The 25,630-nt window shown below is 72.1% G+C and carries 24 protein-coding genes; 12 read left to right on the forward strand and 12 right to left on the reverse strand.

Annotation, left to right across the window (positions count from 1 at the left end):
• Positions 1 to 81 precede the first annotated feature (81 nt).
• Positions 82 to 2,043: a serine/threonine-protein kinase gene (locus ABD333_RS17915; RefSeq protein ID WP_344542257.1), complete on the reverse strand. Its 1,962-nt coding sequence runs from the start codon at positions 2,041 to 2,043 to the stop codon at positions 82 to 84.
• Between the two features lie 127 nt (positions 2,044 to 2,170).
• Between ABD333_RS17915 and ABD333_RS17920 the strand changes: the two genes are divergently transcribed.
• A complete protein-coding gene (locus tag ABD333_RS17920; protein ID WP_344542258.1) occupies positions 2,171 to 3,175 on the forward strand; it encodes an alpha/beta hydrolase in 1,005 nt (334 codons plus the stop codon).
• Between the two features lie 52 nt (positions 3,176 to 3,227).
• Here the strand turns inward: ABD333_RS17920 and ABD333_RS17925 are convergent, their stop codons facing one another.
• The 3 genes from ABD333_RS17925 to ABD333_RS17935 all read right to left on the reverse strand — a co-directional run bounded on the left by ABD333_RS17925 (position 3,228) and on the right by ABD333_RS17935 (position 6,872).
• Positions 3,228 to 5,024, reverse strand: a complete 1,797-nt coding sequence (locus ABD333_RS17925) for a serine/threonine protein kinase (RefSeq protein ID WP_344542259.1) — start codon at positions 5,022 to 5,024, stop codon at positions 3,228 to 3,230.
• Between the two features lie 74 nt (positions 5,025 to 5,098).
• The gene (locus ABD333_RS17930) at positions 5,099 to 6,061 is read right to left on the reverse strand and encodes a quinone oxidoreductase family protein (RefSeq protein ID WP_344542261.1); all 963 of its coding nucleotides are present in this window, start codon (positions 6,059 to 6,061) and stop codon (positions 5,099 to 5,101) included.
• Positions 6,062 to 6,215: 154 nt separating this feature from the next.
• Positions 6,216 to 6,872 carry a TetR family transcriptional regulator gene (locus ABD333_RS17935; protein WP_344542263.1) on the reverse strand — a complete coding sequence of 219 codons (657 nt, stop codon included), beginning with the start codon at positions 6,870 to 6,872 and terminating at the stop codon, positions 6,216 to 6,218.
• Between the two features lie 361 nt (positions 6,873 to 7,233).
• On the opposite strand from ABD333_RS17935, the gene ABD333_RS17940 reads away from it, so the two are divergent.
• From ABD333_RS17940 to ABD333_RS17950, 3 genes are all read left to right on the forward strand, one after another.
• Complete coding sequence (locus ABD333_RS17940) at positions 7,234 to 7,509, forward strand: hypothetical protein (protein ID WP_344542265.1); 276 nt, start codon at positions 7,234 to 7,236, stop codon at positions 7,507 to 7,509.
• A gap of 175 nt (positions 7,510 to 7,684) precedes the next feature.
• Positions 7,685 to 7,960: a DUF6504 family protein gene (locus ABD333_RS17945; protein WP_344542266.1), complete on the forward strand. Its 276-nt coding sequence runs from the start codon at positions 7,685 to 7,687 to the stop codon at positions 7,958 to 7,960.
• A 9-nt stretch (positions 7,961 to 7,969) separates the two neighbouring features.
• The gene (locus ABD333_RS17950; RefSeq protein ID WP_344542268.1) at positions 7,970 to 11,377 is read left to right on the forward strand and encodes a DNA polymerase III subunit alpha; all 3,408 of its coding nucleotides are present in this window, start codon (positions 7,970 to 7,972) and stop codon (positions 11,375 to 11,377) included.
• A gap of 75 nt (positions 11,378 to 11,452) precedes the next feature.
• Here the strand turns inward: ABD333_RS17950 and ABD333_RS17955 are convergent, their stop codons facing one another.
• From ABD333_RS17955 to ABD333_RS17970, 4 genes are all read right to left on the reverse strand, one after another.
• Positions 11,453 to 12,139, reverse strand: a complete 687-nt coding sequence (locus ABD333_RS17955; protein WP_344542270.1) for a DUF4328 domain-containing protein — start codon at positions 12,137 to 12,139, stop codon at positions 11,453 to 11,455.
• A 100-nt stretch (positions 12,140 to 12,239) separates the two neighbouring features.
• Complete coding sequence (locus tag ABD333_RS17960; RefSeq protein ID WP_344542272.1) at positions 12,240 to 12,584, reverse strand: hypothetical protein; 345 nt, start codon at positions 12,582 to 12,584, stop codon at positions 12,240 to 12,242.
• An 87-nt stretch (positions 12,585 to 12,671) separates the two neighbouring features.
• On the reverse strand, positions 12,672 to 13,319 hold the full coding sequence (locus ABD333_RS17965; RefSeq protein WP_344542274.1) for a response regulator: 648 nt from the start codon (positions 13,317 to 13,319) through the stop codon (positions 12,672 to 12,674).
• On the reverse strand, positions 13,316 to 14,521 hold the full coding sequence (locus tag ABD333_RS17970; protein WP_344542276.1) for a sensor histidine kinase: 1,206 nt from the start codon (positions 14,519 to 14,521) through the stop codon (positions 13,316 to 13,318). Before ABD333_RS17970 ends, ABD333_RS17965 begins: the two co-directional genes overlap by 4 nt.
• A gap of 119 nt (positions 14,522 to 14,640) precedes the next feature.
• Here ABD333_RS17970 and ABD333_RS17975 point away from each other — a divergent pair, with 119 nt between their 5' ends.
• The 5 genes from ABD333_RS17975 to ABD333_RS17995 all read left to right on the forward strand — a co-directional run bounded on the left by ABD333_RS17975 (position 14,641) and on the right by ABD333_RS17995 (position 18,506).
• Positions 14,641 to 14,892, forward strand: a complete 252-nt coding sequence (locus tag ABD333_RS17975) for a hypothetical protein (RefSeq protein ID WP_344542278.1) — start codon at positions 14,641 to 14,643, stop codon at positions 14,890 to 14,892.
• The gene (locus tag ABD333_RS17980; protein WP_344542280.1) at positions 14,889 to 15,572 is read left to right on the forward strand and encodes an ABC transporter ATP-binding protein; all 684 of its coding nucleotides are present in this window, start codon (positions 14,889 to 14,891) and stop codon (positions 15,570 to 15,572) included. Before ABD333_RS17975 ends, ABD333_RS17980 begins: the two co-directional genes overlap by 4 nt.
• Positions 15,569 to 17,551, forward strand: coding sequence for an FtsX-like permease family protein (locus tag ABD333_RS17985; protein WP_344542282.1), 1,983 nt, complete (start codon positions 15,569 to 15,571; stop codon positions 17,549 to 17,551). Before ABD333_RS17980 ends, ABD333_RS17985 begins: the two co-directional genes overlap by 4 nt.
• A gap of 57 nt (positions 17,552 to 17,608) precedes the next feature.
• Positions 17,609 to 18,109 (forward strand): GNAT family N-acetyltransferase, encoded by a 501-nt coding sequence (locus ABD333_RS17990; RefSeq protein ID WP_344542283.1) that lies wholly within the window; start codon positions 17,609 to 17,611, stop codon positions 18,107 to 18,109.
• A gap of 160 nt (positions 18,110 to 18,269) precedes the next feature.
• Positions 18,270 to 18,506 carry a hypothetical protein gene (locus tag ABD333_RS17995; protein WP_344542285.1) on the forward strand — a complete coding sequence of 79 codons (237 nt, stop codon included), beginning with the start codon at positions 18,270 to 18,272 and terminating at the stop codon, positions 18,504 to 18,506.
• 29 nt (positions 18,507 to 18,535) lie between these two features.
• On the opposite strand, the gene ABD333_RS18000 is transcribed toward ABD333_RS17995, so the two are convergent.
• A complete protein-coding gene (locus ABD333_RS18000; RefSeq protein WP_344542286.1) occupies positions 18,536 to 19,471 on the reverse strand; it encodes a serine hydrolase in 936 nt (311 codons plus the stop codon).
• Between the two features lie 183 nt (positions 19,472 to 19,654).
• On the opposite strand from ABD333_RS18000, the gene ABD333_RS18005 reads away from it, so the two are divergent.
• Positions 19,655 to 20,461 (forward strand): methyltransferase domain-containing protein, encoded by an 807-nt coding sequence (locus tag ABD333_RS18005; RefSeq protein ID WP_344542287.1) that lies wholly within the window; start codon positions 19,655 to 19,657, stop codon positions 20,459 to 20,461.
• Between the two features lie 39 nt (positions 20,462 to 20,500).
• On the opposite strand, the gene ABD333_RS18010 is transcribed toward ABD333_RS18005, so the two are convergent.
• Entirely contained in the window at positions 20,501 to 21,103 is a 603-nt protein-coding gene (locus ABD333_RS18010) for a TIGR03086 family metal-binding protein (protein ID WP_344542289.1), read from the reverse strand.
• A 127-nt stretch (positions 21,104 to 21,230) separates the two neighbouring features.
• On the opposite strand from ABD333_RS18010, the gene ABD333_RS18015 reads away from it, so the two are divergent.
• Positions 21,231 to 21,746, forward strand: a complete 516-nt coding sequence (locus tag ABD333_RS18015; protein ID WP_344542290.1) for a DUF6817 domain-containing protein — start codon at positions 21,231 to 21,233, stop codon at positions 21,744 to 21,746.
• Here the strand turns inward: ABD333_RS18015 and ABD333_RS18020 are convergent.
• Both ABD333_RS18020 and ABD333_RS18025 read right to left on the reverse strand, forming a co-directional pair.
• The gene (locus ABD333_RS18020) at positions 21,706 to 21,903 is read right to left on the reverse strand and encodes a hypothetical protein (RefSeq protein ID WP_344542292.1); all 198 of its coding nucleotides are present in this window, start codon (positions 21,901 to 21,903) and stop codon (positions 21,706 to 21,708) included. The genes ABD333_RS18015 and ABD333_RS18020 overlap by 41 nt on opposite strands.
• Before the next feature lie 92 nt (positions 21,904 to 21,995).
• The gene (locus ABD333_RS18025; RefSeq protein WP_344542294.1) at positions 21,996 to 23,669 is read right to left on the reverse strand and encodes an acetolactate synthase large subunit; all 1,674 of its coding nucleotides are present in this window, start codon (positions 23,667 to 23,669) and stop codon (positions 21,996 to 21,998) included.
• A 480-nt stretch (positions 23,670 to 24,149) separates the two neighbouring features.
• On the opposite strand from ABD333_RS18025, the gene ABD333_RS18030 reads away from it, so the two are divergent.
• Positions 24,150 to 25,607 carry a benzaldehyde dehydrogenase gene (locus tag ABD333_RS18030; RefSeq protein WP_344542295.1) on the forward strand — a complete coding sequence of 486 codons (1,458 nt, stop codon included), beginning with the start codon at positions 24,150 to 24,152 and terminating at the stop codon, positions 25,605 to 25,607.
• The last annotated feature ends 23 nt before the right edge of the window (positions 25,608 to 25,630 follow it).

Genomic DNA, 25,630 nt, shown 5'->3' on the forward strand with positions numbered 1-25,630 from the left:
GGTCATCCGTTATGCGAGTCCGCCCATAACTGTAAGTGAGCTCGCGTCACGTCCGGCCGGGTGCCCTGCTGGTGCGGCGGGTTACTCCTTGGGCTCGGAGAGGGAGAAGTCGTCGAAGAACGCCACCGCGTCGGTGTTCTGCGCGGAGATCTTGGGGCGGTTCACCATGAGGTGGCTCTTGCCGACCTTCAGCGGGCGGTCGGTGTCGGTGTAGGTGAACGCCTGCTTCTCGTTGGCCCAGACCTTGATCACGGTGTGCGGCCCGTTGAGGTCGAGCAGGACCTGGAGGCGGTTGAAGTCGTCGGCCTCGAAGTCCTCGACGGGGGCCACCCGCAGGCTGTCGGTCGACTTGCCCGCGACCTGCTTGCGAATGCTCACCTTGCCGTCCGGCCCCAGCACGACGGCGTACCCGTTGGTGCCGTCGCCGACCATGACCAGGCCCGCCTCCCATCGGCCGTTCGCCGGGCCGGACTGCAACTTGACCTTCACATCGTGCAGATAGCGGTGGGAGGGCCTGGGCTGCTGCCCGGGAACGGTGCAGTACTTGGCCTCGTCGGTGAGCACGGCGCTGATGCGCAGCGCGTTGTCGGCCGCCTGCCCGCAGCCGAGCGGATCCATGTCGAAGCCTGCCGCACCGTCGGAGAACCGCTGGCGTGCGACGATCTCGGCGCCGTCCTTGGGCTGGTCGGACCGCGAACCGTCCGAAGCGCCGCCGGACGGTGACGGGTTCGACGAGGAGCCGGAACGCCCGCTGCCGGAAGACGAACCCTTGGACGCGTCTCCCGGCGCAAAGATCGCTGCCAGGACCACGGCGGCGACGACCGCGGGGGCGCCGCAGGCCATCGCCAGGTACGCCTTGCGCTTCGAACTCCGGGAGCGGACAGGGCGTGGGGCAGCCCCTGGCGGCATCGTCGGCGGCGGCATGGACAGCGGCGGAAGCGGCGGACCGGACGGCGGCGAGGGCGGCGGAGTGGACGAGGGCGCGGACGGGGAACCGGGCGGCGGAGTGGAAGTGGAACGGGGCGGCGGAGTGGACGGGGAACCGGGCGGCGGCGGAGTGGACGGGATCTCGTGCTGCGCCACGCGTGTGGTCGGTACGGGCTCGGCCGGTGCGGGCGGCGGCCCGGGAGGAGGCGGCGGACTCTGCGGCTCGGCCAGGGTCCTGCCGTCCTGGGGCGCGTTCTGCGGCCAGGAGGCTTGGATGGTGTCCGCGAGCCGGCTCGGGTTGGGGTCGGTGTGGCCGACGAGACGCGCCAGAACGTCCTGCGTGGACGGGCGGCGCGCCGGATCCTTGTCGAGCGCTGCGGACACCACGTCGCGCAGGTCGGGGTCGAGGCCGTCGAGCACCGGCGCATCGTGCGCCACGCGATAGAGGGTCTCCGGAACGGTGGCGCCCGAGAACGGCGCGCGTCCCGTGCCGGCGTACGCGACCACGCACGCCCAGGCGAAGACGTCGGCGGCGGGGGAGACCTCCTCGCCGCGCATGAGCTCGGGCGCGATGTACGCGGGGGTGCCCACGAACTGGCCGGTGCGCGTCGGGCCGTCCACGGCGTCCAGGGCGCGGGCGATGCCGAAGTCGATGACGCGCGGGCCGGTCGATGACAGCAGCACGTTGGACGGCTTGAGGTCGCGGTGCACGATCCCGGCGGCGTGGATGGAGCTGAGCGCGGTCGCGATGCCCACGGCCAGGCCTTCGAGCGCGCCGCCGTGCATCGGCCCGTTCTCCTGGACGGCCTGGTCGAGCGACGGCCCGTCCACGTACTCGGTCACCACGTACAGCGGCTCGCCGTCGAGCTGCGCGTCCAGCACGGCCGCCGTGGAGAAGCGGCGCACCTGCCGGGCGGCGGTGACCTCGCGCCGGAACCTGTCGTGGAACGCGGGGTCGTCGGCCAGCTCGGCGTTGATCACCTTGACGGCGACCGGGCGCGCGTCCGTGGTCTCACCCAGGTAGACCGTTCCCATGCCGCCGCGCCCCAGCCGGGCGGTGAGGCGGTACGGCCCGAGCCGGGTGGGATCGGCCGATCGCAAGGGCTCGGGGGACATCGATGCTCCTGTCACATTTCCTGGGGGTTGTCCGGAGACCGCATTATCTGGGGACTCGCGAAGATACACGTTTCCAGTAGGACGCCCGCCCGATCAAGCGCGTTCCGAAAGCCGTACGCTGGCCGCCATGGAAGCGACGGAGGACGTCCTCGGCCCAGGGTACGAGGCCATCGAGCTGCCTCTCGGGAACGACGCCGAAGGCGAGGTCGTGGCCACCCTCGTCCGGCGCAGGCGGCCGGGACCGGAGCCGTCGCGGCGTGCCGTGCTCTACGTGCACGGGTTCGTCGACTACTTCTTCCAGACCCATCTGGCCGACTTCTATGTCGAGCACGGCTTCGACTTCTACGCCCTCGACCTGCGCAAGCACGGCCGGTCGCTGCGTCCCCACCAGACGCCCAACTTCGTGCTGAGCCTGTCGGACTACTACCCGGAGATCGACGAGGCGGTACGGATCGTCCGTGAGGAGGACGGGCACGACGTGCTCCTGCTCAACGGGCATTCGACCGGCGGCCTGGTCGCGGCCCTCTGGGCGGACCGGGTGAAGGGCCGGGGCCTGGTCGACGGGATCTTCCTCAACAGCCCGTTCCTCGACATCGCCGAGCCGCTGGTCATGCGCAAGGTGGGCGCCGGGGTCGCGCGGGCGCTCGGCCGCCGGTTCCCGCAGGCCAAGCTGCCCGCGGCGGTCTCGGACCGGTACGCGCGCAGCCTGCACCGCGACCACGAGGGCGAGTGGGAGTTCGACCTGGCGTGGAAGCCGCTGCTGGGCTTCCCCGTCCGCGCGGCCTGGCTGGCCGCCGTCCGCCGGGGCCAGCTGCGCCTGCACGCCGGGCTGGGCATCGACGTGCCCGTGCTGGTGATGTCGTCGGAACGCAGCGTCCGTCCAAAATCGAGCGTCCGTCCGAAATCCAATGCCCGCCCCAAGCCCAAGCTCGCCGTGGCCGACCTGTCGAGCGCCGACGCGGTGCTGGACGTCGCGCACATGGCGCGCTGGGCGCCGCGGCTCGGCCGCCACGTCACCCTCGTCCGGATCGACGGCGGCCTGCACGATCTCGTGCTGTCGCCCAAGCCCGCCCGTGACGAGGTGTTCGCCGAGCTCATCCGCTGGATGACCGCCTACCTCCCCGCGCGGTGACCCTGCGCCGCGGGCTGCCGCGGGTGCGGGGTGCCGCGAGGCGGCGCGGGCGTCAGTCGACGATCTTGGAGATGTCGAAGTCGTCGAAGTCGCCGACGGTCTTGATCGAGGTGTTGCCGCCGGCGGAGACGTCCAGCCCGGCCCAGCCGTTGGCGAGGGGCTGGTCGCCGTCGGTCTTGTCGATGACCTGCTCGCCGTTGACCCAGAGCCGCAGGCGCACCTTCTTGCCCTTGTCCTGCTCCTCGCAGGCGATCTGCAGTTTGTTGGCGGCGCCCTTGCCCTTGAACCCCGGCACCGAGTCGGGGGTGGCCAGGTTCTTGGTGCCCTGATCGCCGGCGCCCTTGACCAGCAGCGCGCCCTTGCCGTCCTTGCGGACCTTGAAGACGTACTGGGTCTTGCCGTCGTCGTTCGCCCGGCAGGAGAGCCCGGTCTGGGCGTCGTCAGGACCCTCCGGGAGCGTGGTCATGGCGGTGACCAGCACCCGGGTGGGCATGTCCTTGCCCTCCTTGGGCGACCAGCGGCCGCGAAACGGCGTGGACGAGTCGGCCTCCAGCCGGTACTTGCCGTCCTTGTAGCCGTACTGGCTGCTGAACGTGCCGCCGCCCCACCCGGACGTGGGACTGGCGAAGGTGTCGCTGTACACCGTGGCGAGCTTGTCGGGCGGACCGTCCGGGCCGAGCAGCGCCCAGCCCGCGAGCCCGGCGACCAGCACGCCCGCGACGGCGGCGGCACCAATGATCAGCGGCTTGCGCGGGACGCCACGGCCTGGACCGCCCGGACCGCCCGGACTGCCCGGACCGCCAGAGCCGGGCGGCGGCGGGGCGACGCGGGTGGGCGACGGCGGCTGGAACCCGTACGGCCCGTCACGGCGAGTCGTCTCGGTGCCGGGAGCGGCCAGGGTCGGCGGCGGCGCGACCCGGGTCGGGCCGGCGCCGGGGCCCGAGCCAAGACCGGCCCCGGCAGGCTGCGGGCCGTGCCACGACGCCTGCACGGTCTCGGCGAGCCGGGCAGGGTTGACGTCGGCGTGGCCGACCAGCCGGGCCAGCAGCTCCTGCACGGTCGGGCGGTTGCGCGGGTCCTTGTCGAGCGCGGCGGTCACGAGGTCGCGCAGGTCCGGGTCCAGCCCGTCGAGCACGGGCGCGTCGTGCGCCACCCGGTAGAAGATCTCGGGAACGGTGTTGCCGGCGAACGGGGCCTTGCCGGTGCCCGCGAACGCCACCACGCAACCCCAGGAGAACACGTCGGAGGCGGGCGTGATCGGCTCGCCGCGCAGCAGCTCGGGCGGCAGGTAGTTGGGAGTGCCGACGAGCTGTCCGGTGCGGGTCGGCCCCTCGGCGGCGTCCAGGGCCCGCGCGATACCGAAATCGATCACGCGCGGGCCGGTGGCGGACAGCAGCACGTTGGCGGGCTTGAGGTCGCGGTGCACGATCCCGGCGCCGTGGATGGCGGCCAGCGCGGTGGCGACGCCGACGGCGAGGCCCTCCAGGTCGGAGCCGGGCAGCGCACCCCGGTCGGCGACCGCCCGGTCCAGGCTCGGCCCCTCGATGAACTCGGTCACCACGTACAGCGGGTCCTGGTCGAGCTCGGCGCCGATCACCGGCGCGGTGCAGAACCGCCGGACCTGGCGCGCCGCCGTCACCTCGCGGCGGAACCGTTCCCGGAACGCCGTCTCGCCCGCCAGCTCACGGTTGATGACCTTGACGGCGACGCGGCGGCCGGACGGGTCCTCGCCCAGGAAGACCGTCCCCATACCGCCCCGGCCGAGCCGGGAGAGCAGCCGGTACGGGCCTAGCTCCCGGGGATCGTCCGGCTGGAGGGAGTCGAAGTTCTCTCCTGCGTGCGTGGTCATCGTGATCCTGGAGGGGTGTGGGTACGAGGGTTGTGTGCTGCGTCCGGAATCGGATCAAAGCACACCCTAGTGCCCTACGGGGTCAGGATCAGCTTGCCGGTGGTACGGCGGCCTGCCAGGTCTTCATGTGCCGTACGGGCGTCGGCGAGGTCGTAGCGGCGGCCGATGTGGAGGCGCAGGTCGCCCGCCGCGACCCACCCGTACACCTCGGCGGCCCGCTGGAGGAGCTCCTCCCGGGTGGCCGTGTAGTGCGCGAGCGTGGGCCGGGTGAGGAAGGTGGAGCCCGCGGCGTTGAGGCGTTGCGGGTCGAACGGCTCGACCTTGCCCCCGGCCGCGCCGTACAGCGCGAGGAGGCCGCGGCGCCGCAGCGAGGCGAGGCTGCCGTCGAACGTCGGGGCGCCCACGCCGTCGTAGACCACGGCCACGCCCTCGCCGCCGGTCAGCCGCCGGACCTCGTCGGCGAAGCCGTCGTAGCCGATCACCTCGTCGGCTCCGGCGTCGCGCGCGAGCTTCTCCTTCTCCGGGGTGGAGACCGTGCCGATGACCCTGGCGCCGAAGAGCTTGCCGAGCTGGATGAGCAGGAGCCCCATGCCGCCGGCCGCCGCGTGCACGAGGATGGTGTCGCCCGCCCGCACCTCGTAGGTCGAACGGGTCAGGTAGTGGGCGGTCATGCCCTGGAGCAGCGCGGCGGCCGCGTCCTCCAGGCTCACGCCGTCCGGCACCGGGACGACCTTGTCGGCGGGGACGGCGGCACGTTCGGCGTAGGAGCCCTGCACGTTCACCCACGCCACGCGGTCGCCGACCGCGACCTCGGTCACGCCGTCACCGACGGCCGTGACGGTGCCCGCGCCCTCGACTCCCGGGACGTACGGCGTCGGCTGCGGGTAGGCGCCGGTGCGGTAGTAGACGTCGATGAAGTTGACGCCGCTCGCCGCGATGTCGATGAGGACCTCGCCCGGGCCGGGCACCGGGTCGGCGTGCTCGGCGGCGGTGAGGACCTCGGGGCCGCCTGGACTCTCGACGACGATCGCGCGCATGCTGAAGCTCCTCCGCTGATTCACTTGGGGCAGGGCTGCCTTGACACCGCCAACCCGGCCCTGCCGGATCATATTCCGCGTTACCGGCGGGGAGGGGAAGGCGGTCTCAGACGCGGTCTCAGACACGGTTTCAGACACGGTTTCGGATGCGGGCTCAGATCAGGTCGCGGAGGGTGTCCTGGGCCAGGACGAGGCTCTCCTCGACCTTGGCCGCGACCGTGGGGGCGTCCCAGATCTCGTACCGGGCGCAGTCCTCGAACGCCACCCGCACCACCGCGGTGTAGAACGAGACGATCAGCCGCGGGCGCAGGTCGGTCTCGGCATCGACGCCGATCCGGCGGGCGACCGCGCCGGCGAGCACCTTCTCGGTCTCCTTGTGGCGGGCCATGTGCCCGTGCACGAGGGCTGGCGTCGTCTCGACGATCTGGTGGATCCTGCGGAACCGGGCCGACTCGTCCGGTCCGCTCTCAGCGATGTTGCGCAGGACGACGCGCAGCGAGGCGAACAGCGCGGCGAGGGGTTTCTCGCCGGGCGGGCGGGTGGCCAGCGCGTCCACCATGACCTGGTCGTACTGGACCATGGTGTCCATCACGACGTCTTCCTTGGTCGCGAAGTAGCGGAAGAACGTGCGCTGGGACACGTCCACGGCCGCCACGATCTCGTCGATCGTGGTCGCCTCGTATCCCTTGGCGAGGAACAGTTCGAGCGCGGCGTCGATGAGGGCCAGGCGGGTCCGCTGCTTCTTGCGTTCGCGGAGGCCGGCCAGCGTTCCCGAGAGTGCGCTGCCGTCGTCCGCGGCGGCTGCGGTCATCGTCGGTCTCCTGTCTGGAAGGGACGCACAGATCATGCGAGGCGCGCGGAGCACGCGCGGAGCCGGCGGGATCGGCGCTCTAAGGGTCTTATCACGGCGGGCGGTTCCGCGGACGGCCCAAGAGCGCGACACCGCGCCAGAGCCCGCCGGGTTCCACCTTCGAATCGGTATGTAAGGAGGGAGTTCCCCTCCGTTACGTACGCCGGCCGGGGTGTCCGGGCAGGAACAGGTTGCTCGACTCTCCGGGATTCCTTGCGGTGATCATTTGTTGCGGCCATTCTTGAGTCACTGGTCGTCCCCGTTCGGTCACCAGAGGTCGTCGAGCGGCCGGTGCTTCACATCCCTGACGAGGCGGCTGATCGTGGTGTCTGTTGTCGGTGCGCGGGAAATCGCCGAGGTGCGGCGGCATCATCTCGCCGCGCTCGCGTACGAGGTCGAGGCGCGCGGTCTCAGGTGGCGGCTGGCCGGCCCCGAGGAGTCGGTGCTCGGCGTCTCCAATCCGATGACGCGGATCCAGGTGATGGTGGTCGCGACGCCTTCCGGAGACGGCTGGTCGTATCTCTGGACCGGAGGCGGCATCGCCGACGTCGGCGACGTCGCCCGGGTCGCCGACCGGCTCGTCCGCATCCTCACCTGACCTCGCGCGAGTTCCCCCGATCCACCGGTAATCCCGTTTCCGGACGCCTTCCGGGCGACCCCGCCTTGCCTCTTCCCGACGGCCTTCCCTAGACTCGTTGGCGAACGTATGTTCGAAACGGGCTGCATGCCTTCCCCCGTGCGGCGATCACATGATCTAGGGCCGGGGGAGGCAGATGACTCGCGTATTCGGGGATCCCGTGGACGTCTGGGTGACCGATGGACGTCCGGTCAGGTTCGTCTGGAGGGGACGGCTCTACACCGTCCGCAGGGTGCTGGAGCACTGGGTCACCACCCGCGACTGGTGGCGGGAGCAGCAGCCGGACGAGGAGGCGACCGGGGAACGGGAGTTCTGGCGGGTCGAGGCGTCTCCTGACACCGAGATCGGCGTCTACGAGCTGCGCCACGACACCGCGACCGATGACTGGATGCTCTCCCGGGTGTGGGACTGAGGGGCCGCCGTGCAGTTGCATGTCGCCTCCGCCTACTCGCCGCGGTACGGCGTCGCGACGCCGTGGGAGCTGGCCCAACGGGCCGCCGAGCTGGGCATGGAGAGCCTCGCGCTGACCGACCGCGACGGTCTGTACGGGGTGGTCAAGCACGTGCGGGCCTGCCGCGCGGCCGGGATCGGTCCCGTCGTCGGCGCCGACCTGACGATGCCGGGGCGGCGCCGCGCCGTCGTGCTGGCGTCCGGCGCCGCCGGGTGGCGGTCGCTGTGCCGCCTGGTGACCGCCGCCCATGGTGCCGCGCGGGGCAAGCCGGTCACGAGCCACGACCTGATCGGCGCGCACGCCGCGGGCCTGGTCGTCCTGCTGGGCCCCGCCTCGGACGTGGGGCAGGCCATCGCCGACCGGCGCCCGGATCTCGCCGCGCGGCAGCTGGCGGCCTGGCGCGAGCGCGCGGAGGTGGTGATCGAGATCGTCGACCACCACGGCCCCGGGGACGGTCACCGCGCCGCCCGGATGCTCGCGCTCGCCCGCGAGACCGGGGTACCGGCGGTCCTGGGCAACGCGGTGCGCTACCTGAGCCCCGCCGACCATCCGGTCGCGCAGGTGCTCGACGTGACGCGGCGCCTCGTACCGCTGCACCGGCGGCACCTGGACGACCGGACGGGCCACGCCTACCTGAAGTCCGAGGCCGAGATGCGCCGGGTCGCCGAGCTGGGCCACGGTCCCGGAGCGGCGGCGGACGAGGTGGACCGGCTGCTGGCCGACACCCGCGAGCTGGCCGAACGCTGCGTGCTCGATCCCGCCCGCGATCTCGGCATGGACCGGGTCCACCTGCCGGACGTGGCGGGCGATCCGTACGAACGGCTCGTCGTCCGATGCGAGGACGGCCTGGTGCGGCGCGGCCTCGCGCGGCGCGGCCTGGCGCCGGGCGGCCCGGTGCTGGGTGGCTCGGCGCCGGGCGGCTCGGCACGGACGGCGGCAGAGGTCGCCGCGCGCCTCGACCACGAGCTTGGCATCATCGCGCGCAAGGGCCTGGCCGCCTACTTCCTGACGGTCGCCGACGCCGCCGCGCTGATCCGGGCGCGCGGCATCCGCTGCGCGATCCGCGGGTCCGGGGCGGGCAGCCTGGTCAACTACCTGCTCGGCATCGGTGATCTGGATCCGCTGCGGCACGACCTGGTGATGGAGCGGTTCCTCGCCGACAGCCGTTCCGGGCTGCCGGACATCGACCTGGACGTCGAGTCGGCGCGGCGGCTGGAGGCCTACCGGGCGCTCTTCGACCACTTCGGCCAGGACAACGTCGCGTGCGTCTCGATGATGGAGACCTACCGTGCCCGCAGCGCGATCCGCGACGTCGGCAACGCGGTCGGGCTGCCGCCGCATGAGATCGACGCGATCGCCAAGGCGTTCCCGCAGGTCCGGGCGCGGCAGATCCGCTCCGCCCTGCACGACCTGCCGGAGCTGCGGCAGAGCGACCTTGCCCGGGGGCATCTGGATGTGATCTTCAGGATCGCCGAGCGGCTGGACGGCCTGCCCCGCCACCTCGCGATGCATCCCTGCGGCGTCCTGCTGTCGAACGCGACGCTGCGCGACCGCACGGCCGTCGAACAGAGCGCGGCGGGGTTTCCCATGAGCCAGTTCGACAAGGAGGACGTCGAGGCCATGGGGCTGCTCAAGCTCGACGTCATCGGGGTCCGCATGCAGTCGGCGATGGCCCACACGGTCGCGGAGATCGCCCGCGTGACGGGCGAACGGGTCGACCTGGAGGCCGTGCCGCACGACGACGGCCCCACGTACGAGCTGATCCGTACCTCGCGGACCCTCGGCTGTTTCCAGATCGAGTCGCCGGGGCAGCGTGAGCTGGTCGGCAAGCTGCAGCCGCGCGACCTGGCCGACCTGGTGATCGACATCTCGCTGTTCCGGCCGGGGCCGGTGAACGCCGACATGGTCGGCCCGTTCCTGGAGAGCAGGCACGGCCGGCGCCGGCCCGCCTACCCGCATCCCGACCTCGTCCCGGTGCTGCGCGAGAGCCTCGGCGTGGTGGTCTTCCACGAGCAGGTGCTGCGCGTGCTCGACGTCATGACCGGCTGTGGCCTCTCCGACGCCGAGGCGGCGCGGCGCAGCCTGGCCACCGAGGCGGGGCAGGAGCAGGTGTCGGCCTGGTTCCGAGAGCTGGCCTTGGCGCGCGGCTACGGCGAACCCACGGTCGAACGGGTGTGGCGCATGCTCACGGCGTTCGGCGCGTTCGGCTTCTGTAAGGCGCACGCCGCCTCGTTCGCCTTGCCCACCTACCAGTCGGCGTGGCTGAAACGGCACCACACGGCCGCGTTCTACGCCGGGGTGCTCACCCACGACCCTGGCATGTATCCCAAGCGCGTCATCGTCGGCGACGCCCGGCACTTCGGCGTTCCCATCCTGCCGCTGGACGTGAACCGTTCCGCCGGGACGTGGCATGTCGAACCCGTGTCCCAGGGCGGATCGGCGGGCCCGCTCGGGATCAGGGTGGCGCTGAACGAGGTGAAGGGCATCAGCGAAGCCGAGGTGGAGCGCATCGTCGGGGAACGCGCCGACCGGCCCTACTCCTCCCTGCGCGACTTCTGGCGCCGCGCCAGGGTCTCCCGTCCCATCGCCGAACGGCTGGTCATGGCGGGCGCCTTCGAGGACCTGCACGGCGAGGGGGTGTCGCGGCGCGACCTGCTGTGCCGGGTGGGGGCACTGGACCGGGCGGCCGGAGCGGCGGCACGGGTGATGGAGGGGCAGCTGCCACTGGACGGGGACGAGTTCGCCGAAGAGATCCCCGCCGGGGAACTGCCCGCGATGACTCCGGCCGAGGTGGTCGAGGCGGAGCTCGCGGTCCTCGGCATGGACGTGAGCCGCCACGTGCTGAGCTTCTACGACGAGCTGCTAGAGGCCCTCGGCGTCGTCCGCGCCCGGGACCTGCCGGAACGGCGGGCGGGCGCCGACGTGCTGGTAGCGGGGGTCAAGGTCGCCACGCAGACCCCGGCGGTCCGGTCGGGCCAGCGGGTGATCTTCGCCACCGTGGACGACGCCACCGGGCCGGTGGACGCCACGTTTTTCGAGTCGGTACAGGACCGGTGCGCGGCGACCGTCTTCAACTCCTGGCTGCTGGTGGTCCGCGGCCGGGTCCGGCGCCCGGGGCTGCGGGCGGTCACGCTCAACGCCACCGCCTGCTGGGATCTGGTGAGCCTGTACGAGGAGTGGCGCCGGGGCGGGCTGCCCGCCGTGCGAAGGCTGATGGCGGCCGCGGACCAGGTGGGGAGCGGTCCCCGGACGGGAAGCCGGATCATTTACGCCAACGGGTTCGCGATGTCCCCGTACGCCGACATCGGCCATGCGGGCGGCGCCGTCAAGCGACCGCCGGGCCGCTTCTGGCACGCCAGCGAAGGCAGTCCAGGCTGACTCCAGGCGAGCTCGGCTCAAGCTCAGTGCGGGCTCGGCGCAAGCTCAGTGGGCTCGGCGCAAGCTCAGCGCGGCTCAGTGCAGGACGGGGGAACGCACCTGCAGGCGGGTGATCTGGAACACGTTCATCATGCACAGCGCGGCGGCGAGGGCCTGGAAGGCGGCGGCGGCCACGCCCAGATGCACCGAGTAACGGGCGTCCGCCAGCGTGTTGACGTTGCTGGCCGCGAACAGCTTGGCCAGCCCGATGCCCAGCAGCACGCTGGCCCACCAGCCCGCCACGATCAGCCCGACCGCGTGCCGTTGGGCCGTGCGGTAACGGCCGCTGCTGACCCAGATGTCGTAGACCATCCGCGGTGGCATCCAGAGGTTGACCACAGGGAGGACCCAGCCGAAGACGACCCAGGCCCGGTGGTGGCGGTGCGGCCCGGCCGACTGCCGGTAGGCCCGCCACAACCAGCCGAGATAGAGCAGGCCGGTGATCATCGCCATGACCCCGCAGATCAGGAAGATGTCGGCGTAGGGGCCGAGCGCCTTGCCTGTCGTGGCCGGGTCATAGGTGTCGTGGGTGGCGTCGTGGAGCGGGTCGATCAGCCGCAGCAGGCTGATGCCGGAGCCGAGCGCGATGAACGCGTTGAAGCCGAGCAACATGAAGACGGCGATGCCGACGGCACGGAAGTCCCGTCGCCGTGCCCAGGCCCCGCAGGCCGGGCAGCGCACGACCTCGGCCGGGATGATGTCGCCGCACAGCGCACACGGCATGGCCCCGCACCTCCGAGATCCGTTGTCCGAACTTGCCCTCCGTTGACTCGGATACTACGTAGCTTTACCGTCGCTTGCCCAACGGCCGGCTGACCGCCGGTCAAACGATCATGCAGGTGGCGATCACCGTGGCGGCGGCGGTGAGCGCGAGCCACGCCGCCAGCCGCCGCGGATCACCGTGGAGAACCAGGCGTTCCGGGCGTGCCCGCGTCACCACGAGCAGCGCCCACCACTCGGCGGCGACCGCGATCGAGAGGTACAGGAAACCGAATCCCAGGAGTGAGGGGATCAGCACGACCGCCGGCAGGGTCAGGATGTGCGCGAGCAGGGCGATGCGGCGCGGGTAGCCGGACAGGCCGCGGCGCAGGCCGCCCGCCACGGCGCCCCAGCCGACGGCCGCGGCGATCCACACCGCCAGCACGGTGACGGGAGCGCCGTTCAGCAAGCCGTGCCCTGCAAGGCTGTGTCCTCAAAGGCTGTGCCCTTCAAGGCCGTGCCCTTCAAGGCCGTGCTGCGCGACGGCGTGCGGTCGTCAGCGGCCAAGACCGGATTCCCAGGCCCAGGCGGCGACCTCCACGCGGTTGCGGGTGGAGAGCTTGCGGTGGACGCTGCCCAGGTGGGTCTTGACCGTGGAGAGTGACACGTAGAGCTCCGCGGCGATCTCCTCGTTCGTCCGGCCGCGCGCGACGAGCCGCACGACGTCCAGCTCGCGTTCGGTGAGCGGCTCGCCCGGCGGCGGTGCGGCGGCCGGAGGCCGCGCGAGGTGCTCCAGGAGCCGGACGGTGATCGAGGGGGAGACCAGCGCCTCCCCGTTGGCGGCCGCGCGCACCGCCTCGACCAGGAGCGCCGGGCCGCTGTCCTTGAGCAGGAAGCCCGCGGCGCCGCCGCGCAGCGCCCCGTACACGTACTCGTCCATGTCGAACGTCGTGACGATCACCACACGGAGCGGATCGGCCACGCCCGGCCCCGCCAGCACGCGGGTCGCCTCCAGGCCGTCCATCTTGGGCATCCGGATGTCGAACAGGCAGACGTCGGGCCGCAGGCGGCGGGCCAGTTCGACCGCCTCGGCACCGTCGGCGGCCTCGCCGACCACCTCCAGATCGGGCTGCGAGTCAATGATCATCCGGAATCCGGTCCGGACCATCTGCTGGTCGTCGGCGATCAGTACGCGGATCGTCACGGTCCCGATTGTGGCAGGTGATCGGGATCGGGGAGCACGGCCACGACCTCCCAGCCGCCCTCGGGACGGGGGCCGGCGTAGATGCGGCCGCCGAGCGCCTCGACGCGTTCGCCCAGCCCGACCAGGCCGAAGCCGCCCGACGGCATCCGGCGGCGGGCCGCCTGGGACGGTCCCCGCCCGTTGTCGCGCACGGTCACCTCGACGCCCTGGGGCGTCCGGGCGATGCCGACCCGGACGGCGGTGGCGTCGGCGGCGTGCTTGCGCGCGTTGGTCAGGGCCTCCTGGACGATCCGGTGCACCGACGTGGCCACCTCAGGTGCGAGCACGCCCAGGCCGCCGGCGACCTCCAGGGTCGCGGGCGGGTCGGTGAACGCGGCGACGAGCTCCTCCACCTGGGCCAGGTCACCGACCGGCCGGATCTTGGAGTCGCCGCCGGTGTCCTGGGCCTCGCGCAGGAGGCCGACCATCCGGCGCATCGACGTCAGGGCCTCGGTGCCGGCCTTCTCGATGCCCGCGAACATCGTGTCGAGCTGCTCGGGGGTCTGTGCCGCGCCGGACCCGGCGGTGAACCGGGCCGCCTGTGCCTGCACCACGATCCCGGTGATGTGGTGGGCGACGAAGTCGTGCAGGTCGCGGGCCAGTTCGAGCCGTTCGTCGCGGCGCGCGGCCACCAGCGCGCGGGCCCGGCGCGTGTCGATCGCCCGCAGCCACAGCCCGGCGCCGATCGCGACCGCCACCAGGACCGCCAGCGGGGCGGAGAAGAACAGCAGGCTGATGGCCGACCCGCGCAGCGGCATGACCACGGCGGCGCCGCCGACCAGGACGGTCAGCGGCACGAGCCGTTCGCGCGGCTGGCGCCAGACCACCCGCGTGACCAGGACCAGGAGCCCGGCGAACTCCAGCAGCATGCTCGGGTTGGCGACGTCCGGCTGCGCCAGCGCCGCGAACAACGTGACCAGCAACGACATGATCGCGGCCGTCAGGAGCCAGAACAGGAAGCCCCGGATGGTCAGGGCGGCCCAGGCGCACACCGCGGCGACGGCGATGAAGCCGAGGAACGGCGGGACGGGGTCGGCGATGCCGCTGCCGGAGGTGAGCACGATGAGCAGCAGGAAGAGGGCGGCGAACGCCCCGGCGGTGCCGCGCACGAGACAGCCGCCGAGCGAGGTGATGCGGTCCAGCCGTGCCCCCGGATCATTCATGACTACGCAGGCTACGACCCACGCCGGACGCTCGTATCGACCATTCGGCCGATGTCGGCGTGCCAGGACCGGCCCCGCGTCCGATGTGGCCGGCCTGGCCCTTCTCGCACGCTTGGGACATGAACGTCATGTATCTGGTCTACGTCCCGATCGCCGTCCTGTTCGCCGTCTTCGTGATCTACGCGGGCCTGGTGATGCCCGTGCGGGAGGTCTCCGAGTCGTTGCACGACCGGCGCGAGCCACGCGGCCCCGACGCCCCGGACAAGCACGCCCCGGACAAGCACGCCCCCGAGAAGGCCGCCTCGGCGGACGACGCCGAGGTGCTCGCGTTCCGTTCCGCCTCCGGCGACGACCGGAGGGCCGCCGCGTGAACGAGCTCGTCCTCTCCGGGCACGGCCTGGTCAAGCGGTTCGGGCCGACCGTCGCCCTCGGCGGCGTGGACCTGGCCGTCGGCCGCGCCGAGGCTGTGGCGATCATGGGTCCGAGCGGCTCCGGCAAGTCCACCCTGCTGCACTGCCTGGCAGGGATCATGAAGCCGGACGCGGGCGAGGTGTCGCTGCTCGGGCAGCGCGTCGACGCGCTCGGCGAGCGCCGCCGCAGCGAGCTGCGCCGGACCCGGTTCGGCTTCGTGTTCCAGTTCGGCCAGCTGCTGCCGGAGCTGCCCGCCGACGAGAACGTGGCGCTGCCGCTCATGCTCGGCGGGGTCGCGCGCGGCGAGGCCGTCCGCGCCGCGCGCGGCTGGTTCGGGCCGCTCGGGCTCACCGGGATGGAGGGCCGGAGGCCTGGCGAGCTGTCCGGAGGGCAGGCCCAGCGCGTCGCCATCGCCCGTGCGCTGGTGTCCAGGCCCGCGGTCGTCTTCGCCGACGAGCCCACGGGAGCCCTCGACCAGAACACCGGCCACGAGACGATGCGGCTGCTGGTCGAGGCGACCAAGCACAACGGCGCCTCGCTGGTGGTGGTGACGCACGACCCCAACGTGGCGCGCTGGTGCGACCGCACGGTCGAGGTCCGTGACGGGCGGTTGCTGGTCCCCGCGGGCGGCGTCGCGTGACACGCACGTCGCTCGAACTCTCCTGGCGGCTGCTGCGCGGTGGCGGCCGTCGCGGCCTGCTGGGTTCGCTGCTCACCCTGGCCGCCGTCATGGTCTCCACCGGCCTGCTGCTGTTCGCGGTCGGCGGCAACCACGCGTTCGCGCAGCGGGCCGACGCCGACGCGTGGCGGCATCCCGCCAAGGCGGTGTCCACGTCCGCGACCGCCGTCCAGGCGCTGGACACCGACTATGTCCGGGGCACGCCGATCACGATCGTCGATCTCGCCGCCACGAGCGGGCGGGCCCCGGTGCCGCCGGGCATGGCGGCGTTCCCGAAACCGGGCGAGTTCTGGGCGTCGCCCGCGCTCGCCGACCTGATCGAGAAGCTGCCCGCCGACCAGCTCGCGAAGCGGTTCCCGGCCGGGGCGCCGACGGGAATCCTGGGGGACGAGGCGCTCGTCCATCCCGGTGAGCTGGTCGCGGTGGCCGGTCACCGGCCGGGCGATCCCGCCATGACCGGCAGGCGGAGCGGCGCGATGGGAGCGGAGACGACCGCGTCCCCGACGCCGATCGACCACTACGCCACCGGCGCGGTGTCGACGATCCCGCAGATCTACCAGGGCTTGGCCATCATCGCCTCGGTGCTGATGGTCGTGCCGCTGCTCGTCTTCGGCGGCGCGGCGGCCCGGCTCACGGTCGCCCGGCGCGACCAGCGGCTGGCCGCGCTGCGCCTGGTCGGCGCCACCCCCGGGCAGGTGATCGCGATCACCGCGGCCGAGGCGGTGCTGACCGCGGCGGCGGGCGCGATCGCCGGAACGCTGCTGTACCTGGCGGCGATCCCCGCGCTCACCCGGATCACGATGGGCGGGGGCGGCTGGTTCGTGAGCGATCTGTGGCCGGGACCGCTGCCGCTGGCCGCCGTCCTCGCGGGAGTTCCCGTGCTCGTCGGCGTCAGCGCCGTCGTGGGCCTGCGCCGCGTGGTCGTCAGCCCGCTCGGGGTGGCCAAGCGGGAGACGCCGCCGGGTATGAAGGCGGTCCGCCTGCTGGCGTTCGGTGCCATCGTGGTCGCGTTCGGGCTGGTCAGCGGGAGCCTCACGGCGATGGGGCGGACGGGTGCGCTCGTCCTCGTGGTCTTCCTCGCGCTCGGCTTCCTGTCCATCAACCTGGTGGGGCCCTGGGTGGTCGCGCTGATCGGGCGCGTCACGGCCGGCACGGCGCGGGGACCCGCCCGGCTGCTGGCGGGCCGCCGCCTGGTCGACGACCCGCGCTCCGCCTGGCGGACGGTCGCCGGCGTGGCGCTGACCGGGTTCGTCGCCGGCTTCCTGTCGCTGATGAACCCCCAGGCCATGCCGGGAGCCGACGCCAGGGACCGGCTGGAGCTCACCGTCCCCAAGGCGCAGGTGGCCACGGTGACGGACCGGGTCAGGGAACGGCTGGCGGGCGTTCCTTCCACGGTGACGGCCGGCGAGACGACGTCCGACGGTGCTTCGCGGACGGTGCGGATCACGGTGCCGGGCGGTGACGCGGCGGTCGACCGGGCCCGGACGGCGCTGCACGGTGTCGTTCCCGGCACGACCCCGGCGCCCCCGGCCGGTTCGGGCGCCGAGCTGTACCTGCTGGCCGACCTGCGCACCGGCGCGCTCATCGTCCTCGTGGTCTCGTTCCTCATCGCCATCACCAGCGCGGGCATCACCGGCGCGTCGGCCGTGCTCGACCGGCGGCAGACGTACGCGATGCTGCGGCTGGCGGGCACGCCGCTGGAGGTGCTCGACAGGGCGCGGCGGCAGGAGACCCTGATCCCGCTCGCCGTCATGGGCGGCGGGTCGCTGCTGACCGGGTTGTTCTTCGCCGCTCCGTTCGCGGCCGGGTTCGGGTCGTCGGGCGCGCTGACGCTGGCCGGGTTCGTCGTGCTCGGGTTCGCCGGGATCATCGGTGCCGGCGCGCTGAGCCGCCCGCTGCTGCGCTCGGTCACCGCCGACCCGGCGCCCCGCCCCGACTGACGGGTGCCACGGAAAAACGCGTCGCGTTCGTGCTGGTGGGGAGGGCATGCTGAGGCCATGGAGATCCGAGAGGCGACGGCCGGGGACTGGCCAGCGATCTGGCCGTTCCTGCGTGAGATCGTCGCCGCGGGTGACACGTTCGCGTGGCCGCGCGACATCGGCGAGGAGCGCGCCCGCTCGTTCTGGATGAAGGAGCCGCCGGGCCGCACGGTCGTCGCGGTCGGCATGGCGGGCGACGGCTCGGACGTCGTCCTCGGCACGGCCAACATGAACCCCAACCACATGGGACCGGCCTCGCACATCGCCAGCGCCAGCTTCATGGTCGCGCCCGAGCACGCGGGCCGCGGCGTGGGCCGGGCACTGGGGGAGTACGTCATGGAGTGGGCGCGCGCCGAGGGTTATCGCGCGATGCAGTTCAACGCCGTCGTGGAGACGAACGAACGGGCCGTCCACCTGTGGCGTTCCCTCGGCATGGAGGTCGTGGCGACCCTGAAGGAAGGGTTCTTGCACCCGTCCAAGGGTTACGTCGGTCTCCACATCATGTACCGCCTCCTCTGAACGAACGCGCGTTCGAAAAAATGTCAGAGGCGGGGCGTAAGTTCGCAGCGTGACATGGGTGACACCGGGGAATACACATCGAACCAGGGAGCTTGTTCGGTGCGTACCTCCGGGTATCCCGACCGGCGCTCCGCCGGTGAAGCAGGAAGGGGTAGCTGCCGTGAACGAAGTGACGTTCCATCACCTTTCCCGCCCAAGGCTGGACGGGCCCGCAGAGCGGACCCTCGTCGAGCCGTGGCTGACTCAGACGACCACCAGCCTGACTCTCAACGCCTATGCCGACGCCGGCTTCACCGGGGTCGCCGAGCCCGAGATCACCGTTGCCGCGCTCGCCGCGGTCGAGCCCCTTCCCGCCCAGCGCCCGGCGGCGCCGCGCCGCGTGGCGATGGCCGCCTAACGCCTGCCCGTACACGCCTGCCCGTACGCCTATCCGTCGCCCCGCCCGGGGCGCACAGCCCTTGTCGCGAGGGTGGCGACGCGTTCGACCGTCGCCACCCCGGCGGACAGCGAGGGATGACCGGCCGAGATGACGGCGACCAGGCAGTCGGCCCCGTCGTCGCTGATCCGGCCGATGCTGTTGACCGTCCAGGCTCCGCCGTCCACCCGGCGCGGCAGCCAGCCGTTCTTGAGCGCGACCGAGCCCTCCCGTTCCGCCGCAGCGCTGACACCCCAGGCCTGGTCGTCCACGACACCTTTCATCAGGTCCAGCACGTAGTCACGGTGCTTGGCCGAGAGCGGGCCGCGCTCCGAGGTCAGGGCGCCGAGCAGCCGGAGCTGGTCGGCCGCGCTCGTCGTCGTCGAACCCCATGCTCCGCCCGGCCCGGCAGTCGTGTGCCTGAGGCCGAGCTTGCGGTTGGCCTTGTCCAGCCCGCCTCCGCCGCCGATCGAGTTCCACAGCACCGACGCGGCGCCGTTGTCGCTGTGCTGGATCATCTGCGCGGCGAGTGACTTCTCGTACGGGCTCAACCGGCGGTGCGCGCGCTGCGCCTTCAGGAGGAGCGCCATCAGGATGTTCACCTTGACGATGCTGGCCGTCGCGGTGCGGACCTTGCTCCCGTACGAGTACGTGGCGCCCGTCTCCAGATCCCGGACCGCCGCCGACACCCGTCCGGCACGATCCTCCAGATAATCCCTGATCTCGCGTGACGCCCGTGCCCGTGCTCGCGCCCGCGCCGAGGCAGATGGCGAAGGTGCGGGCGTGACGGCCGGGGGCGGCGACGGGGTCCGCGGAGCGGTGATCGGCGCCCGCGGTGCCGCGGCCGCCGGCGCGTCGTCGGGCTGCTCGTGCACGGTCAGGCCGACCGTCGCGAGCGTGATGGCGGCGGCGACCCCGGTGCGGATGGCGGCATGCCGGAATCTCATGCCGCCTGAGGCTGAGCGGTCAACCTGGAGGCCCGATGAGCCGAACCTGAGAGTTGTGTTTCCTCGGCTGCGTCCGGTCGTCACGTCTCACATTGCAAGACATGATTCTCAAAGTATGAGAAATCTGTCTAGGGTGGTGCCAACAGCCACGGCGACGATGCTGTGAGGGAGAAAGGTGTCTTCATGTCGGCACAGGGGACTTACCCGCAGGGTTTCCACAAGGCGGTTCTGAGCTCGCACACCTGGCGCACCGTGGAGAACTCCGCGGCCTATCTGGTCGAGCACCTGCGCCCCGGCTCCACGGTCCTGGACGTCGGCTGCGGCCCGGGCACCATCACCGCGGACCTGGCCGAACGTGTCGCGCCGGGCCACGTCACCGCCGTCGACGCGTCAGACGAGGTGCTGGAGCAGGCCGCCGGGGAGGCGGCCAGGAGAGGCCTGGACACCATCGTGTTCGCCGTGGAGGACGTGCACGCGCTGAGCTTCGCCGACGACACGTTCGACATCGTCCACGCCCACCAGGTCCTGCAACATGTGGCCGACCCGGTCCAGGCGCTGCGCGAGATGCGGCGCGTCTGCAAGCCCGGCGGCGTCGTCGCGGCGCGGGACGCCGACTTCGGCGGCTTCCTCTGGCATCCGGACCCGCCCGGCATGGACGCGTGGATGCCGATCTACTACAAGACCGTGCGCGACAAGGGCGGCGAACCCGACGCGGGCCGCCGCCTGATGTCATGGGCACGCGAGGCGGGCTTCGCCGAGGTCACCGCGAGCGCCTCCGTCTGGTGCTACGCCACGCCGGAGGAACGCGAGTGGTGGAGCGAGTCCTGGGGCGGCCGCCTGCTGAACTCCTCCCTCGCCGACCACGCCGTAGCCGGAGGCCACGCCACCCGCGACGAGCTGCAGCGCGTCTACACCGGCTGGAAGGCGTGGGCCGCCGCCGAGGACGGCTGGTTCGCCGTCCCCCACGGCGAGATCATCTGCCGCCCCTGAGCCGCCCCGCCGACCTGATCCGGTGTTGGTCCTGACAGGTCAGAGGGCGTGCCAGGCGGGGTCGCGGCCGGTCAGGCCGATGAGGCGGTCGAGGGCCGGGGCGTCGGCGGGGACGTCGACGGGAGGGCCGAACGGGCGGTCGCCGGTGTCGGCGTTCCCGTCCACGTCCTCGTCCCCGCCGGGTTCCTGCGACAGGAAGGCGAGGCAGGCCTCGACCGCCTCCGGCGTGCTCTCGTACGGCTGCCCGGCCGACCGCGCGACGTCCCAGCCGTGCACGACGACCTCGTTCAGCGCCACCAGGCCGGCCACCTGACCCGGCAGGTCGATTCCGCCGGCCCGCGTCATGCCCTCCCAGGCGTCCGGCTTGCGCCACGCCTGGGCGAGCGCGGCGAGCCGCTCCGGGATGCTCTCCCGCCAGCCGGCCGGAAGACGGGTGGCGTCACCGGACGGACCCCGCGAGCCGCCCGGCGGCACATCCTTGGCGGCGGCGACGGTGAACGCCAGCGCCAGCCCGTTGATGTGCTCGATCAGGTCCCCCAGGGTGTACGCGGGACACGGCGTCGGCAGCGTGAGCTGGTTGTCGGTCACGTTCACGAGAACGCCGGCGAGTCGCTGGGTGGCAGGACCGAGGTCCAGAGTCATGGACGTCTCCTCATCGGGTCGGTGGCTCGGTCATGTAGACCGGGCGCCGCCATGAAAGTCATCGCTCGGGCTCCTGGAAGGAAACCCAAGGATTGACCTGCGACCCGGCGGAATCAAGGATGGCGGCGTGCGTGAAGCATTGGAGTTGCTGGAAGAGCGCGGGGCCGCGGAGATAGCCCACCCGGGCGGCACCCTGCTGGCGCATCTGCGGCGAGTGAGCGGCTTGCTCGAACAGTGGGGAGCACGGCCCGTTCTGCAGGCCGCGGGCCTGTGCCACGCGTTCTACGGAACGGACGGCTTCGCCACTGCCCTGGGCGACGTGACGAGACGCGAGGAGCTTGTGGCGGCGATCGGCGGAGAGGCGGAGCGACTCGTCTACTTCTACGCGAGCTGTGACCGCAAGTTCTCGTATCCGCGGTTGCGCGACGGGGACTTCCGTGATCGCTTCACTAGGGCGGTCGTCGTTCCGCCATGGCCGATGCGACGTGATTTCGCGGAGCTCACCGTCGCCAACGAGCTGGACGTGTTCGCGCACAACGAGGAGCTCAGGGCACGGTACGAGGACGAGTCGCTCCGCCTCTTCGCCTCCTGGAACGACCTTCTCAGCGCACCGGCCCGGAAGGCGGCGGGTATTGCCGGGTGAGGGCGGCGAGCTCGGCTTCGAGAGCCTCGATCCTGGCGGTCAGGTCGGCCGTCGCGTCCGCGTCCGCGCCCGGATCGAGCCAGTCGTCGTGCTCGGGCCTGGTCGTCAGCCAGCGCAGTGCGCGGCTCACGAACGAACGAGGGTTGTCGTCGTACACGTCGCCTCCGGGTCTACGGGTTCGCCTCCCGTACAGACTCGGAGGCGGCGTGTATCCATGCCGTTAACTCCCCGGGTTCTTACAGCGCGTTCTTACAGCGCGTCGGTCAGCTCGCCGAGCTTGTCGGTCAGCCGGAGGTTGTGCGAGTAGTCGACCGGAACCGTGATGACCGAGACGCCGTCGTCGGCCAGGGCCTTCTGCAGGGTCGGCAGCAGCTCGTCGGCGGCCGTGACCCGGTAGCCCTTGGCGCCGAAGCTCTCGGCGTACTTCACGAAGTCCGGGTTGCCGAACTTGATGTGGGAGTTGCGGCCGAGCTCCAGGTCCATCTTCCACTCGATCAGCCCGTACGCGTCGTCCTCCCAGATGAGGACCGTGATCGGGATGTTCTCGCGGACGGCGGTCTCCAGTTCCTGGGAGTTCATGAGGAACGCGCCGTCGCCGGTGGCCGCCAGCACGCGCCGGTCGGGATGGGCCAGCTTGGCGGCGAGCGCGCCGGGCACGGCGAAGCCCATCGACGACAGGCCGTTGGACACCAGCAGCGTGTTGGGCTCGTACGTCGGGTACATGCGGGCCATCCACATCTTCACCGCGCCGGTGTCAGCGAGCACGATGTCCTCGCGGCCCATGGCCTCGCGGATGTCGGCGACCACGCGGCGCGGCGACAGCGGGAAGCCGCTCTCGGACCTGCCGTCGCGAAGCTCCCCGGCCATCAGGTCGCGGATCTTGCGGCCGGTTCCGCCCGTGCCCGATGGAAGCGTGTCGAAGCGGCGGTGCACCGACTCGGCGAGCGCGCGCAACGACCGCGAGATGTCGCCCTGGATGCCGACCTCGACCGGGTAGTGGTCGTCGACCTCGGCCGGGAACTGGTGGATGTGGATGATCTTCTTGTCGACCTTGGGGTTGACCTTGACCGGGTCGAACTCCTGCAGCTCGTAGCCGACCGCGATGATGACGTCGGCCTCGTCGAAGCCGAAGTTGACATAGTCGTGCCGCATGAAACCGACCGCGCCGAGCGCGTTGCGGTGGTCGTCGGGGAAGACGCCCTTGCCGTTGAACGTGGTGGCGACCGGCAGGCCGAGCTGCTCGGAGAAGTGGATCAGCGCCTGGCTCGCCCGGGCCCGGGTGGCGCCGTGACCGGCCAGCACGATCGGCTGCCTGGCGAGCGCGATGACGTCGGCGGCACGCGCGATCTGCGCGGGGGAGGGCTCCTGCGGGCGGACGACGTTGAGGGGCAGCGGCTTGAGGTCGGCGGAGACCTCGGCGGCCTCGACGTCCTCCGGGATCGCCAGGTAGACCGCGCCCGGGCGCTCGGTCTGGGCGGTCTTGAACGCCTTGCGGATCATCTCCGGGAGCGCCTCGGGGGTCGGTGCCAGCTCGGCCCATTTGGTGATCGGCCGGAAGAGCGACACCAGGTCGACGATCTGGTGCGACTCCTTGTAGATGCGGTCGAGCCCGACCTGGGCGGAGATGGCGACGACCGGCGTGCTGTTGGTGGTCGCGTCGGCGACGCCGAGCTGCAGGTTGATCGCGCCGGGGCCGAGTGTCGCGGAGGCCACGCCCGCCTTGCCGGTGAGCCGGCCGTAGATCTCGGCCATGAACGCCGCGCCCTGCTCGTGGCGGACGAGGATGTAGCGGATCGAGGAGTCGTTGATGGCGTCGACGAAGTGGATGTTCTCCTCGCCGGGGATGCCGAAGACGTACTCCACGCCCTCGGCTTCGAGTGCGCGGACGAGCAACCTGGCGGCGGCGACCTGCGGGCTGGACATCGGATGTCCCTCTTTTTGTCGATCATGTCGTGTGGACACCCGATGTAGCACCCGGACGTCCACGGACATTCCATCGCATCCTGAGGTCCCCGGCACGGCCGGGGGTGGTCCGGGTGGTCAGGGGCGGTCGGGCGCGGTCGGGGGCGGTCGGGCGCGGTCGGGGGCGGTCGGGCGTGGCCGGGGGTGGTCATGTCCGCGTGTCCGGACATGGGGAGAGGCGGCCCGGCCAGGATCCGGACCGCCCCTCCCCATGCCCCGGTCTCGCGGGGGTGGTCTCAAAGTGAACCTATGGTGCGCACCGGACGGCTGGAAACTTCCCCGTACGTAAGGTCATGGGGCGATGACGTCCAGTCGCCCCTTACCTCCCGACCCTTCCACCTGGCGGAAGGGTCGGCGGCCTGGTGGCCGCCTCCGGAGTCAGGATCGCGGTGGGACCCGCCGCCACCCCGCCGGGTCCGCTGCATCCGCCGAGGAGGAACCATGACGTTGCTCGACTCCGGCACCTGGACCGGGAAGATCTTCAACGGGGAGTGGACCGGCGCGGCGGACGGCGCGTACGACGTCGTCGAACCGGCGACCGGCGCCACGCTCGGCGGCCTGGGCCGCGCCGCCACCGCGGACGTCGCGGCCGCGGCGACCCGGGCCGCGGCGGCGCAGCGTGACTGGGCGGCGAGGACCTACGAGGAACGGGCCGCCGTGCTGCGCCGCGCCGGGCGGCTCTTCGAGCGGCACGCCGAAGAGATCGAGGAGTGGCTCGTGCGCGAGGCGGGATCGGTCCCGCCCAAGGCGAAGCTGGAGACGCACTTCGCGGAGAGCCTGTGTTACGAGGCGGCCGCCCTCGCCTCGCATCCGCAGGGCCTGGTGCTGCCGTCGGCACAGCCTCGCTGGAGCCTGGCGCGCCGCCGCCCCGCCGGGGTCGTCAGCGTGATCGCCCCGTTCAACTTCCCGCTGATCCTCGCGATGCGGTCGGTGGCGCCCGCCCTCGCGCTCGGGAACGCGGTGCTGCTCAAGCCCGATCTGCGGACGGCCGTCGCCGGCGGGGTGACCGTCGCCCGGATCTTCGAGGACGCGGGCCTGCCCGCCGGGCTGCTGCACCTGCTGCCGGGCGGCGTGGACGTGGGTGAGGCCGTCGTCGCGGCGCCGGAGGTACGGGTCGTCTCGTTCACCGGTTCGACCAGCGCCGGCCGCCGGATCGGCGAGGCGTGCGGGCGGCTGCTCAAACGCGCCCACCTGGAGCTCGGCGGCAACAACGCGCTCATCGTGCTGCCCGGCGCCGACGTCGCGAGGGCGGCGTCGGCCGGGGCGTGGGGCTCGTTCCTCCACCAGGGCCAGATCTGCATGACCACCGGCCGTCAGCTCGTCCACGAGAGCCTGCACGACGAGTACGTGGCGGTGCTCGCCGAGAAGGCCGGCAAGCTGCCGGTCGGTGACCCGGCCTCCGGTCAGGTCGCGCTCGGTCCCGTCATCGACCGGTCACAGCTGGAGCGCATCGACCGGCTCGTCCGCGACACGGTCGCGGCGGGCGCGCGGCTGGCTGCGGGCGGCACGCACGAGGGCCTGTTCTACCGGCCGACCGTTCTGGCGGAGGTCACGCCGGACATGCCCGCCTACGCGCAGGAGGTGTTCGGCCCGGTCGCGCCGGTCGTGCCGTTCCGTACGGTCGACGACGCGATCGCGCTGGCCGCCGACAGCGAGTACGGCCTGTCGCTGGGCATCCTCGGCGACGTCGGCGAGGCGATGCGCGTGGCGGACGCGGTGCCGACCGGCCTGGTGCACATCAACGACCAGACGGTGAACGACGAGCCGGTCGTGCCCTTCGGCGGGCTCGCCGCCTCGGGCAACGGGTCCCGCTTCGGCGGCCCGGACGCCAACCTTGAGGCGTTCACCGAGACCCAGTGGGTCACGCTGCGCGGCGAGATCGCCCCGCACCCCTTCTGACGCCCCACATCGCTTGTGACGCC

The sequence above is a fragment of the Actinomadura fulvescens genome (assembly GCF_039533225.1).
Lineage (GTDB): Bacteria > Actinomycetota > Actinomycetes > Streptosporangiales > Streptosporangiaceae > Spirillospora > Spirillospora fulvescens.